Source organism: Nostocoides sp., assembly GCF_035343835.1.
Taxonomy (GTDB): domain Bacteria; phylum Actinomycetota; class Actinomycetes; order Actinomycetales; family Dermatophilaceae; genus Nostocoides_A; species Nostocoides_A vanveenii.
Map to the genome: position 1 here is coordinate 1 of NZ_DAOQZV010000105.1, position 10,823 is coordinate 10,823.

Genomic DNA, 10,823 nt, shown 5'->3' on the forward strand with positions numbered 1-10,823 from the left:
AGGTCCGCGGCCGCAGCGACCGACGCGGGCGGGAGGAGGAGCGGGCCGACCAGATCGGCATACGGGCTGCGCCGCAGGCGACGGTGACCGGCGACCGCCGCATCGAGCGGGCTGTTGCCCGGTGGGAAGACGGCAGCGTCGTCGAAGAGGTCGGCGAAGAGAGCTCGCGGCAGCACTGGCACCCGGCCAACATAGCCCGAGCGTGCCGTCGGAATACCAATCGCCTCCGATGGCCGGCGCGGGCAGGCGTGTCCGGGGCCGCAGACCACTCGATCGGTATTCCGAAGGCCCGTTCAAACTCGGCCGCGCGTCGGGGTGCGCTCGACCGGGTCGTCCGGCTCCGCTGGCATCACCATCTCGCCGCGCACGCCAAGGAGCCGAACTTCGCGGCCCGGCTCCATGCCGGCCACGAGGGCGAGGACGGCGTCGAGCACCGGGGCTTTGTCGGTGGTCGGGGCGCGCAGCTTCTTGGAGCGGTTGACCGTGAAGAAGGGGGCGTAGCGCACCTTCAGGCCGACCCGGGTGACCGGCCGGCCTTCCTTGGTGCAGTCGGCGAGCACCTGATCGACGAGGACCTCGATCGCGGCGCGAATCTCCTCGGGCGCCGCGAGGTTGACCTGATACGTCGTCTCGCGCGAGTGACTGCGCGCCACCCAGGGCGTGTCGTCGACGACGGCGGAGCCTTCGCCGCGACCGAGCGCGGCATACCAGGTGCCCATCCGCGGTCCGAACTCCGCGATCAGCGCGTCCACATCGGCACTCGCCAACTCGGCCACCGTCCGTATGCCGTGCGCTCCCAACCGCGCGGAGACCCGCGTCCCGACGCCCCAGAGTTCGATGACCGGGCGGTGCCCCATGACGGTCATCCAGTTCTCGCGCGTGAGCTGGAAGGTGCCCTGGGGCTTGCCGAAATCGGTCGCATTCTTGGCGCGAATCCGGTTGTCGCCCAGTCCGATCGAGCAGTGCAGGCGAGTGGCGGTGAAGACGGTGGCCTGGATCTCCCTGGCGACGGACTCGGGGTCGTCGGTCTCCGGGATGGCGATGAAGCCCTCGTCCCAGCCCAGCGGTTCGACGACCAAGCCCATGCCCCGGACGGCGGCGAAGACCTCCCACGAGGCCGCGTCATACGCCGGGCGATCCACGGGCAGGATGATCGCGTCGGGACATTTGCGCGCGGCCAGGCGCAACGGCATACCGGAATGAGCGCCGCAGGCGCGAGCCTCGTAGCTGGCGGTCGAGACGACCGCACGTTCGCTCGGATCACCCCGCCCACCGACAATGACCGGCTTCCCGGCGAGTTCCGGGCGCCGCAGGATCTCGACAGCCGCGATGAACTGATCGAGGTCGAGGTGGAAGACCCAGGCCGGCATGTCCTCATCATCGCGGCTTGCGGGGCTGCGTCCGGTGCCTAGCCGGTCTGCCGGGAGACCGGGTGTCCAGGGGGCTGTTGTGCACGAGATCCCGAGGGGGGTGGCGCCGTATTCTTGTCCCGTGCTTCTTGGTCCATGGTCGCCGTGGGCGAAGAACTCGTGCTCGTCGTCGTTGCGAAGGATGGAGCACGCTTTATAGGAACGGAATACCGTTCGGCTCTATCTCCAAGTCTAATGATGCGACGACCATGCCGTGCAGTCGCTCAGCGGGTAAGGCTGCTTAGCGCGGACTAATCCATGGTCCAACGACTGGGCATCCATGGTCCAACGACTGGGCAAATGATCCTATCCTTACGCGAAAACTCGGCGGCGACCCGGACTTCTTGAGCTGGGTGGCTGAGGCCATTCTGGCGGGCAGCCTTTCGAGGGCGCAGTGGCGGCCCCTTGTGCTCCATACGAACAGCGAGTGTGCTCCGGCGTGGCCGGAGGCGGCGCAGGAGTTCCTGCCGCTTCGGCGCGGGTAGGCCGGTCCCTGAGCAGATGCACGGCAAGGCCGTCGGGCGCGACGGGTGCCTTAGCGCGATTTGTCGGTGGAATTGGCGGTTCGGCGGGCAGCTTGCCCACGGATACAGTGAGAGGAGCGGGAGACCCCCGGCCACGTTCACGAAGAGGTGTTCACATGGCGCACTACCAGCGCATGGGAGCCGTGCCGCCCAAGCGGCATACGCAGCATCGAGACCCGCAGGGCGCCTTGTACTACGAAGAGCTGATGGGAGAGGAGGGGTTCTCTTCCGACTCCAGCTTGCTCTACCACCGCAATATCCCCAGCACCGTGACGGCCGCCGCGATCTGGGAGGTGCCGGATCAGACCCTCACGCCCAACCACCCGCTGCGCCCACTCCACTTGAAACTGCACGACCTCTTCGCGCCCGACGACTCCGGCATCGACGCGGTCACCGGTCGCCGCTTGATCCTCGGGAATAGTGACGTGCGTATCTCGTATGTCGTTGCCGATGCGCCGAGCCCGTTCTACCGCAATGGGATCGGCGACGAGTGCGTATATATCGAGCGCGGAAGTGCCCGCGTCGAGACGGTCTTTGGGGCCTTCGATGTCGGGCGTGGTGACTATGTGATGATCCCGCGGGCCACCACCCACCGGTGGCTGCCGAAGCCCGCGAGCGAGGACACCGACGGCGAGTCTCTGCGCGCCTATGCCATCGAGGCCAACAGCCATATCGCGCCGCCCAAGCGCTATCTGTCGCGCTATGGGCAGCTGCTCGAACACGCGCCCTACTGCGAGCGTGACCTGCGCGTCCCGGACGGCCCGCTCCTGGCCGAGGACATCGGCGCCGATCCAGGCGAGGTGACCGAGGTCTACATCAAGCACCGCGGACCGGGACCGGGCGGGATCGCGGGGAGCATCTATACGCACCCCTTCCACGTGCTCGATGTGGTCGGCTGGGACGGCTGCCTCTTTCCCTATGTCTTCAACGTCCGCGACTACGAGCCGATCACCGGCCGCGTGCACCAGCCGCCGCCGGCGCATCAGGTCTTCGAGGGCTGGAACTTCGTGATCTGCAACTTCGTGCCGCGCAAGGTCGACTACCACCCGCTGTCGATCCCGGTGCCCTACTACCACTCGAATGTCGACTCCGACGAAGTCATGTTCTATGTCGACGGCGACTACGAGGCGCGCAAGGGCTCGGGGATCGGCATGGGCTCGATCTCGCTGCATCCCGGCGGCCACGCCCACGGCCCGCAGCCGGGCGCGATGGAGCGCTCGATCGGCGTTGAGTATTTCGACGAACTCGCCGTCATGGTCGACACCTTCAAGCCTCTCGAGCTCGGTGAGGGCGGCCTGGCCTGCGATGACGGGCGCTATTTGCTGTCCTGGTCGACAACGACCGACTGAACCGGCCACGGCGGCACAGGAGCGGGTGACTCAGCACAGGTTGGGTGTCCTCGGGCCTGTCAGAACCTGTTGGAGGACGCCTAACATCTGCTAGCAGCAGTTAGGCACGGGGGCGTCCTAAGCTGGGTCAATGTCCATTGCGCCGGTCGAGCAGGAGATCGTCTCTGCCGACGCGGACGAGGCGCTCGATGTCCCGTGGATCGTCTTGGTCTGGAACGACCCGGTCAACCTGATGTCCTATGTCACCTTCGTCTTCCAGACGCACTTCGGGTATGCCCGCGATAAGGCAGAGGCCCTCATGCTCGATGTGCACCACAAGGGCAAGGCCGTGGTGGCCACCGGCCCGCGCGAAATGATGGAGATTCATACCGAAGCCCTCCAGGGTTACGGGCTGTGGGCGACCTTCCAGAAGGACGCCTGATGGCGCGCGCATTCACGGTTCGCGGCAAGGGCGCCGACCTGCGGTATGCCGCACGCCTGGATCAGGCCGAACGCGCGGTCCTCGTGCAGCTTTTCGAGCAGGTGGTCACCCTGATCGGCCCGCCCGCGGACTCGGCCCAACCGGGCGGCGGCGATGAGTTCGATGCCATCGTCGCGGGGCTCGGCTCAGACTTCGGCTCGGTCACCGTCCCGGATTCGCCCGCCGGGCTGGGCGGACGTGGCCTGCCCGAGCACCCCCGCGACCCGGCCCTCGACCGGCTCTTCCCGGCCGGCAATCGCACCGACGCCGAGGCCGCCCGCGAGTTCCGCCGCCTGACCGAGCCCACGCTGCGCAGCCGTAAAGTCGACAATCTTCGCACGGCGATCGCCGCCCTGACTCACGCCGTCGACGAGCGGGTCGAACTCGACGCCCCGACCGCCTTGGCCTTCCTCGTTGCCCTGACCGACGTCCGCTTGGTCGTCGGTGACCGGCTGGGCCTGCGCGACGACGAGGACGCGCGACGCTTGGACGCGGTGGCGCAGGCGGCCGATCCGGACGACCCCGCGGCATACGCGATCGTCGTCTACGACTTCCTGACATGGCTGCAAGAGACGCTCGCCACGTCCATGCTTCCCCGCGCCGGTCGGTGAAATAGGCTCGGCGACTGTGGCTGACGCACCGATCGGAATCTTCGATTCCGGATACGGCGGCCTCACCGTCGCCCGCGCCGTTCTGGACCAATTGCCGCACGAGTCGGTGGCCTATCTCGGGGACACCGCACGCGCTCCCTATGGCCCGCGGCCGATCGCCGAGACCCGCAAGTTCGCGCTGGAGTGCCTCGACCGACTCGTCGATCACGGCGTGAAGATCCTCGTCATCGCCTGCAACACGGCGTCGGCGGCCGTTCTCCACGACGCCCGCGAACGGTATGCCGTGCCCACCGTCGAAGTCATCCGGCCCGCCGTGCGGCGGGCCGCGCGCGCGACGCGCAACAACCGCGTCGGCGTGATCTCGACGGCCGGCACGCACAAGTCGCGTGCCTACCTCGACGCCTTCGCGGCGGCGCCCGATATCGATGTCTCGTCCAAGGCGTGCCCCCGCTTCGTGGAGTTCGTCGAGTCCGGGATCACCGGCGGACCGGAGTTGCTCTCAGTCGCTAGGGAATATCTGAATCCATTGGCGCAGAAGGATATCGACACATTGGTGCTGGGATGCACGCACTACCCGCTGCTGACCGGTGTGATCTCCTATGTCATGGGCGAAGGGGTGACCTTGGTGTCCTCGGCGGAGGAGACGGCCAAGGACGTCTATCGCACCCTCGCCGATCTGGATGCCCTGCGCCCCGACGATCTTCCGGACCCGACGCACGGGTTTTCCACGACTGGTGACCCCGAGGAATTCCGGCGTCTCGCCCGGCGCTTCCTCGGCCCGGAGGTCGAGCAGGTTTTCGGCAATCTCGCGCAGCCGGCGCTCGGGGGCGTCTGATGAAACTGACGGTGCTCGGGTGTGCCGGCTCGTTCGCGGGGCCGCATTCGCCGGCGTCGAGCTATCTCGTCCAGGCCGTGCACGATGGCCGCACACACTCGGTCGTCTTCGATCTGGGCAATGGGTCGTTCGGCACCCTGCAGCGGCATCTGGACCCAATGGCCCTCGACGCGGTCTTCCTCTCCCACCTGCATCCGGACCACTGCATCGACCTGACGGGGATGTACGTCTACCGCAAGTACCACCCCGACGGTGCAGCCGGGCAGCGGCTGGCGGTCCATGGGCCGGCCGGGGTGCGCGGCCGGATGCGCAAGGCGTATGAGGGTCTGGAGGACGACGGTATGGATGCCCAGTTCGACTTCCGCCGACTGAGCGACGGTGCCACCGTCGAGGTCGGGCCGCTGCGGATCACGGCCCGGAGTGTCGAGCATCCGGTCGAGGCCTTCGGCTTCCGGATCGAGGCGGACGGCGCCATCCTGACGTATTCGGGTGACACCGACTCCTGCGACGGACTGCTCGACCTGGCTCGCGAGAGCGACCTGATGCTCGTGGACGCCGCCTTCGTGGAGGGACGCGACCACACCCGCGGCATCCACCTGACCGGTCGCCGGGCTGCCGAGGCGGCGATCGCCGCCGGCGCGCGCCGGCTGATGCTCACCCACCTGCCCGCCTGGAACGACCCGGCCGTATGCCGTGCCGAGGCCGAGGAGGTCTGGCCGGGGGAGGTGGAAATCGCACGCCTCGGAGCGACATACGATCTTGGGTCGTGACGCGACACGACGGACGGACACCGGATCAACTGCGCGAGGTGCGGATCACTCGCAACTGGCTCGACCACGCCGAGGGGAGCGTGCTCGTGGAGTTCGGGCGCACGCGCGTGTTGTGCGCCGCGTCCTTCACCGAGGGCGTGCCGCGCTGGCTGAAGGGCAAGGGCACCGGGTGGGTGACTGCCGAATACGAGATGTTGCCCCGCTCGACCAATACCCGCTCCGACCGGGAGTCGCGCAAGGGCCGCGTCGGCGGCCGCACCCATGAGATCTCGCGCCTCGTCGGGCGCTCACTGCGCGCGATCATCGACACTAAAGCCTTGGGCGAGAACACGATCGTCATCGACTGCGATGTACTCCAGGCGGACGGCGGCACCCGGACCGCATCGGTGACGGGCGCGTATGTCGCCCTGACCGATGCCATCGCCGAGGCGAAGGCGCGCGGGCTGCTGCCCGCCTCGGCCGCCCCGCTGACCGGGTCGGTGGCTGCGGTGAGCGTCGGTGTCGTCGCGGGCGGGGCGGTCCTAGACCTCGACTATCCCGAGGACTCCACGGCCGAGACCGACATGAATGTCGTCATGACCGGTGACGGGCGCTTCGTCGAGGTGCAGGGCACGGCCGAGGGGGAGCCCTTCGACCGGGCGCTGCTCGGCGATCTGCTCGATCTGGCCACAGCCGGTTGCGCGGCGTTGACGGCGCTCCAGCGGGCCGCGCTTGAGGCGCCCGCGCGGGAGCGCGTGCGATGACCCGGCAAGTGGTCCTGGCCACGCTCAATGAGCACAAGGTCTATGAGCTGAATCAGATCCTCGCCAAAGTGGTCGCCGACCTCGACCTCGAGATCGTCTCTGCCGCAGCCTTTCCCGGCGTCCCTGATGTCCGCGAGACCGAGGTGACCTTCGCCGGCAACGCGCGGCTGAAGGCCGAGGCACTCGCCGCCGCGACGGGATTGCCGGCGCTCGCGGACGACTCGGGTCTCGCGGTCAGCGTGCTCGGGGGCTGCCCTGGAGTGTTCAGCGCGCGGTGGTCGGGCACGCGGGCCGGGCTCGCCGCGCCCCGCACGGCCAAAGACCGCGCCAATGTCACGCTGCTGCTCGAACAGCTGGCGGACGTGCCCGCGCAGCACCGTGGCGCGGCGTTCGTGTGCGCGGCCGTCCTCGCGATCCCGGGTGAGGAGATCGCGACCTGCGAGGGCCGCGTGGAGGGGAGGCTGGCCTACGGGCCGCGGGGCAGCAATGGCTTCGGCTACGACCCGATCTTCGTGCCCGATGCCGATCCAACGCGGACTCTGGCCGAGTTCACCGACGCCGAGAAGAACGCGATCTCGCACCGCGGCAACGCTTTTCGGTCGATGGAGTTAATTATGCGCGAGCGCCTCGCCAACTGAGAGCCCTACCTAAGCGCGCAAGCGTCACTCGAAGGGGATGGTGACCTCGATGCCGATCTCGTCGGCCAGTTTGAGGGTGCCCATCAGCGCGGAATACGGCTTGATGCCGAAAATGTGCTGGGCGATCGCGCCCGCGAGACGGTAGCAACCGGGCTCCGGTGAGTCGAGGTGGAGGTCAAGCGGCTCGGTGCGGCCGTGCAGCGACAGCGTGCCGTGCACCGTGCCCTCAGTCCAGTCGCCGCTGATCCCCGTGCTGGTGAAGACGACCTGTGGGTGGTCGCCGGTCTGGAGGATTTTGGCGGCGTTCTGCAGGATCTTGCCCCGGTCGCCATCGGTCAGCGGTTTGGCGCCGCCCTGGCCGTCGATGACGACCAGGCTGGTCAGATTCGCGGTAACGCTCAGCGCGCACTCGCTCAGGGCGTCCCCCACGGTGAGGTCGGCCGACCACTGCGTGGCCTCGATGCTCAGGTTGTGGCCCATGGCGGCCGCCGGACCCTCGGTGCCCGTATGCAGCAGGAGGGCGGCGTTGTCGGGCCCGAGTTGATAGTCGCCAGGGGGGATGGGCATGACCCCATCGTGCCGCGCTCCTCCCTGCGGGATGCACCCGGGTCGGCGATGCGTATCCGCGGGCCTGCGCGACCAGGGTCGGACGTCAGGACAGGCGTGCGCGAGGCGGGACTTGAACCCGCACACCCGAAGGCACCAGAACCTAAATCTGGCGCGTCTGCCAATTCCGCCACTCGCGCGCGGGCCTACTGTAGTTCGGGTTGGGTGCGCGGGCGGGCTGGGATAGGTTGACGGTCGGTAACGGCATACGGACCTGGAGGGCACGTGACCCGACTCGAACCGGGCGAGCACGCCCCGGACTTCACGCTCACCGACGACCACGGCACGGCGGTTTCGCTTCGCGATTTCCGGGGGCGCAAGGTGATCGTCTATGCCTATCCGAAGGCGATGACGCCTGGCTGCACGACGCAGGCGTGCGATTTCACGCAGTCGCTAGACCGCTTGCAGGCGCACGGCTATGACGTCGTCGGCGTCTCGCCGGACAGCCCCGCTGCGCTGGCGAAGTTCCGCGAGCGCGACAACCTGACCATCACCCTGCTCTCCGACCCGGACAAAACGATGCTCACCGCGTGGGGAGCCTTCGGGGAGAAGAAGAATTACGGCAAGATCGTCCAGGGCGTGATCCGCTCGACTTTCGTCCTCGACGAGGCGGGCACGATCACGCACGCGTGGTACAACGTCAAGGCAACCGGCCACGTGGCCAAGTTGCGGCGCGACCTCGGGCTCGACGCAGCGCCCGGCCCCACCAGCTAGAGAGGCCCCAATGAGCAACGACCCGTCGATCGCCCAACTGCAGGCGGAGATCGCGGCCAGCCGTGAGCGACTCGCCTCGACCATCGACCAACTGACCAGCAAGGCGGCCCCGAAGGCCGTCGTCGCCCGGCAGACCGAGGCCGCCAAGCTGCGATTCGCCGACGCGACCAAGACCCCCGAGGGTGACCTGCGCACCGAGCGGCTGGCTGCCGTCGCTGCCGCGCTTGCCGTCGTGCTGATCGTGCGCTGCATCCTGCGGCGCCGCGCCTCCTGACCGTGCCGAAGGCGGCCCCAACGCCGGCCGGCACGCTGCCGATCCGGATGCTGCACGATCGGCTGCTCGTCTCGGTGGAGGGCGAGGCCGGCGAGCGCCGCTCGGGCGGGGGGATCGTCATACCGGCCACGGCGTCGGTGGGGCGGCGGCTGTCGTGGGGCACCGTGGTCGCCGCCGGTCCCAATGCCCGGCAGATCGAACTCGGTGATCGGGTGCTCTTCGACCCCGAGGAGCGGGCGGAGGTGGAGTTGCAGGGCAAGGACTACATCCTCCTGCGCGAGCGTGATCTGCACGGGATCGCCGCTCCCCGGGTGCAGGACGGGCATACCGGGCTCTATCTGTAGCGCTGCCTACCGGCCGGTATGCCGGCGCTGTCACCCGGCGCGGTAGCCCAGCCCCTCGACCATCTCGGCTCCCGCCAGTTCGGCGAGGAGGGCTCCGGGCAGGAGGAGCTTGGAGCGGCGCAGCCCGCTGCCGAGGATGACGGCGTCCTGCCTGAGCAGGGCGGCGTCGACAAAGAGGCGCCAATGCGCGGGCAGCCCGACGGGCGTGATGCCGCCGTACTCCATGCCGGTCTCGGCGACCGCGCGATGCATCGGGTGGAAGGACGCCTTGCGCACGTCGAGGCGGCGTTTGGCGAGGTTGTTGACATCGGCGCGGGTGTCGGCGGCGACGACGCACGCGGCGATCCGCTCCTCACCGGCACGCGAGCCCGAGATCACCACGCAGTTCGCGCTCGCGGGGAGTGGGAGGTTGAAGGCCCTGATCATCGCCTCGGTGTCGGCAAAGTCGGGGTCGATCTCCACGACCGCCAGTCGGGCGGCGAGATCGGGGCGCGCTCGCAGCGCCTCGGCGACCGGGTCGGCCACGAGGTCGAGACGGTCGGCGGCGGGCAGGGAAGTCAGGCCGGGGAAGGAGGGCAAGGTCACCGGGTCAGCCTATGAGCCACGCCGGGCGACGCGACGACGCCGGAGTCAGCGCGACGGGGGAGAATAGGCCGGTGTCTGCCGTGCGTCGTCTCCTCATCACTGTGCTCGCTCTCGCTACCGCGGCCCTGGTGGTGGTGCCGGGGACGGCCGCGAGCGCGCATACGGCCCTCGTTTCCAGCTCGCCAAAGGCCGGCGCGACCTTGCACGAGTTGCCGACCGAGGTCAGGCTGACGTTCACCGAAGACCTGGCAGCCGAGGTGACGCAGGTGCGCGTCGTCGACGGCGAAGGCCTGTCGATGACCGAGGGCAAGCCGAGCACCGAGGGGCCAACCGTGACGCAGGCGCTGGCCACGACGCTGCACCCGGGCTCGTATGTCGTGACCTACAAGGTCATCAGCGCCGACGGGCACCCGGTCTCCGGGGCGGTCCCGTTCACGGTCGCCGAGGACGCCGTCACCGCGCCGACGCAGCCAGAATCCGCTCCGGGGCCGACGGCGAACGGGGCTCCGAGTTCCTCGACGGCTCCTGCGGCCACGACGTCCCCGGCTACCGTCGCCGCGCCGGCCACAACTGCTTCGGACGACGGGTCCGCCGACCGCGATGGCGGGATCAACGGTTGGCTCTTGGGCCTCGCCCTGGCGGGGGTTGCCGTCGCTTTCGGGGTGCTCGGCTGGCGCTATCGCGCCCAACGCTGAGTGGGCCGCGGCCGGTCGGGGCGGGGTGCGCCGGCCGGGAACATGCGCGGGCAAACCGATTTCACGCCCGCCGGGCCGGGATGCTAGTGTCTCCCCTCGCGCGCCATTAGCTCAATTGGCAGAGCAGCTGACTCTTAATCAGCGGGTTCGGGGTTCGAGTCCCTGATGGCGCACCAACTTCCCAGCAGCCGGGGCAGCCGGCGCACACAGTCGTGGTGGGCGTAGCTCAGCTGGTAGAGCACCTGGTTGTGGTCCAGGATGTCGCG

General features: G+C 68.7%; 14 protein-coding genes, 2 tRNA genes and 1 pseudogene. 12 read left to right on the forward strand and 5 right to left on the reverse strand.

Features of this window, described 5'->3' with window-relative positions; all coding sequences use genetic code 11:
• Together PKH97_RS09040 and PKH97_RS09045 are read right to left on the reverse strand one after the other, a co-directional pair.
• Positions 1-182: pseudogene (locus PKH97_RS09040) on the reverse strand (hypothetical protein); the annotation flags it as partial.
• A gap of 111 nt (positions 183-293) precedes the next feature.
• The gene (locus PKH97_RS09045; RefSeq protein WP_324387080.1) at positions 294-1,370 is read right to left on the reverse strand and encodes a DNA polymerase IV; all 1,077 of its coding nucleotides are present in this window, start codon (positions 1,368-1,370) and stop codon (positions 294-296) included.
• Positions 1,371-2,049: 679 nt separating this feature from the next.
• Here PKH97_RS09045 and PKH97_RS09050 point away from each other — a divergent pair.
• The 7 genes from PKH97_RS09050 to rdgB all read left to right on the forward strand — a co-directional run bounded on the left by PKH97_RS09050 (position 2,050) and on the right by rdgB (position 7,339).
• Positions 2,050-3,282 carry a homogentisate 1,2-dioxygenase domain-containing protein gene (locus tag PKH97_RS09050; RefSeq protein ID WP_324387081.1) on the forward strand — a complete coding sequence of 411 codons (1,233 nt, stop codon included), beginning with the start codon at positions 2,050-2,052 and terminating at the stop codon, positions 3,280-3,282.
• A 130-nt stretch (positions 3,283-3,412) separates the two neighbouring features.
• A complete protein-coding gene (clpS, locus tag PKH97_RS09055; protein ID WP_324387082.1) occupies positions 3,413-3,703 on the forward strand; it encodes an ATP-dependent Clp protease adapter ClpS in 291 nt (96 codons plus the stop codon).
• Complete coding sequence (locus PKH97_RS09060; protein WP_324387083.1) at positions 3,703-4,353, forward strand: DUF2017 domain-containing protein; 651 nt, start codon at positions 3,703-3,705, stop codon at positions 4,351-4,353. Before clpS ends, PKH97_RS09060 begins: the two co-directional genes overlap by 1 nt.
• A 16-nt stretch (positions 4,354-4,369) precedes the next feature.
• Positions 4,370-5,188: a glutamate racemase gene (gene murI / locus PKH97_RS09065; RefSeq protein WP_324387084.1), complete on the forward strand. Its 819-nt coding sequence runs from the start codon at positions 4,370-4,372 to the stop codon at positions 5,186-5,188.
• Positions 5,188-5,958 (forward strand): MBL fold metallo-hydrolase, encoded by a 771-nt coding sequence (locus tag PKH97_RS09070; RefSeq protein ID WP_324387085.1) that lies wholly within the window; start codon positions 5,188-5,190, stop codon positions 5,956-5,958. Before murI ends, PKH97_RS09070 begins: the two co-directional genes overlap by 1 nt.
• Positions 5,955-6,701, forward strand: a complete 747-nt coding sequence (gene rph / locus PKH97_RS09075; RefSeq protein ID WP_324387086.1) for a ribonuclease PH — start codon at positions 5,955-5,957, stop codon at positions 6,699-6,701. The genes PKH97_RS09070 and rph overlap by 4 nt, the downstream gene beginning before the upstream one ends.
• Positions 6,698-7,339 carry an RdgB/HAM1 family non-canonical purine NTP pyrophosphatase gene (gene rdgB / locus PKH97_RS09080; RefSeq protein WP_324387087.1) on the forward strand — a complete coding sequence of 214 codons (642 nt, stop codon included), beginning with the start codon at positions 6,698-6,700 and terminating at the stop codon, positions 7,337-7,339. Before rph ends, rdgB begins: the two co-directional genes overlap by 4 nt.
• Before the next feature lie 24 nt (positions 7,340-7,363).
• On the opposite strand, the gene PKH97_RS09085 is transcribed toward rdgB, so the two are convergent.
• Positions 7,364-7,906: a YceI family protein gene (locus tag PKH97_RS09085; RefSeq protein ID WP_324387088.1), complete on the reverse strand. Its 543-nt coding sequence runs from the start codon at positions 7,904-7,906 to the stop codon at positions 7,364-7,366.
• A 97-nt stretch (positions 7,907-8,003) separates the two neighbouring features.
• Positions 8,004-8,085 (reverse strand) — tRNA-Leu (locus PKH97_RS09090).
• Positions 8,086-8,170: 85 nt separating this feature from the next.
• On the opposite strand from PKH97_RS09090, the gene bcp reads away from it, so the two are divergent.
• Genes bcp through PKH97_RS09105 form a run of 3 tightly spaced genes read left to right on the forward strand, consistent with a single transcriptional unit; the run spans position 8,171 to position 9,277 of the window.
• The gene (gene bcp, locus PKH97_RS09095) at positions 8,171-8,659 is read left to right on the forward strand and encodes a thioredoxin-dependent thiol peroxidase (RefSeq protein WP_324387089.1); all 489 of its coding nucleotides are present in this window, start codon (positions 8,171-8,173) and stop codon (positions 8,657-8,659) included.
• Positions 8,660-8,669: 10 nt separating this feature from the next.
• Positions 8,670-8,933: a DUF3618 domain-containing protein gene (locus PKH97_RS09100; RefSeq protein ID WP_324387090.1), complete on the forward strand. Its 264-nt coding sequence runs from the start codon at positions 8,670-8,672 to the stop codon at positions 8,931-8,933.
• A gap of 47 nt (positions 8,934-8,980) precedes the next feature.
• A complete protein-coding gene (locus PKH97_RS09105) occupies positions 8,981-9,277 on the forward strand; it encodes a co-chaperone GroES (protein ID WP_324387093.1) in 297 nt (98 codons plus the stop codon).
• 30 nt (positions 9,278-9,307) lie between these two features.
• Here the strand turns inward: PKH97_RS09105 and PKH97_RS09110 are convergent, their stop codons facing one another.
• Positions 9,308-9,862, reverse strand: coding sequence for a YbaK/EbsC family protein (locus PKH97_RS09110; RefSeq protein ID WP_324387091.1), 555 nt, complete (start codon positions 9,860-9,862; stop codon positions 9,308-9,310).
• Between the two features lie 71 nt (positions 9,863-9,933).
• Here PKH97_RS09110 and PKH97_RS09115 point away from each other — a divergent pair, with 71 nt between their 5' ends.
• Together PKH97_RS09115 and PKH97_RS09120 are read left to right on the forward strand one after the other, a co-directional pair.
• Positions 9,934-10,557, forward strand: coding sequence for a copper resistance CopC family protein (locus PKH97_RS09115; protein ID WP_324387092.1), 624 nt, complete (start codon positions 9,934-9,936; stop codon positions 10,555-10,557).
• Positions 10,558-10,657: 100 nt separating this feature from the next.
• A tRNA-Lys gene (locus tag PKH97_RS09120) sits at positions 10,658-10,733 on the forward strand.
• Positions 10,734-10,823 lie beyond the last annotated feature (90 nt).

Coding starts and splice junctions, on each gene's coding strand:
- PKH97_RS09045 (WP_324387080.1), bottom strand. CDS start 1,370: ATGCCGGCCTGGGTCTTCCACCTCGACCTCGATCAGTTCATCGCGGCT.
- PKH97_RS09050 (WP_324387081.1), top strand. CDS start 2,050: ATGGCGCACTACCAGCGCATGGGAGCCGTGCCGCCCAAGCGGCATACG.
- clpS (WP_324387082.1), top strand. CDS start 3,413: ATGTCCATTGCGCCGGTCGAGCAGGAGATCGTCTCTGCCGACGCGGAC.
- PKH97_RS09060 (WP_324387083.1), top strand. CDS start 3,703: ATGGCGCGCGCATTCACGGTTCGCGGCAAGGGCGCCGACCTGCGGTAT.
- PKH97_RS09070 (WP_324387085.1), top strand. CDS start 5,188: ATGAAACTGACGGTGCTCGGGTGTGCCGGCTCGTTCGCGGGGCCGCAT.
- rdgB (WP_324387087.1), top strand. CDS start 6,698: ATGACCCGGCAAGTGGTCCTGGCCACGCTCAATGAGCACAAGGTCTAT.
- PKH97_RS09085 (WP_324387088.1), bottom strand. CDS start 7,906: ATGCCCATCCCCCCTGGCGACTATCAACTCGGGCCCGACAACGCCGCC.
- PKH97_RS09100 (WP_324387090.1), top strand. CDS start 8,670: ATGAGCAACGACCCGTCGATCGCCCAACTGCAGGCGGAGATCGCGGCC.
- PKH97_RS09105 (WP_324387093.1), top strand. CDS start 8,981: ATGCTGCACGATCGGCTGCTCGTCTCGGTGGAGGGCGAGGCCGGCGAG.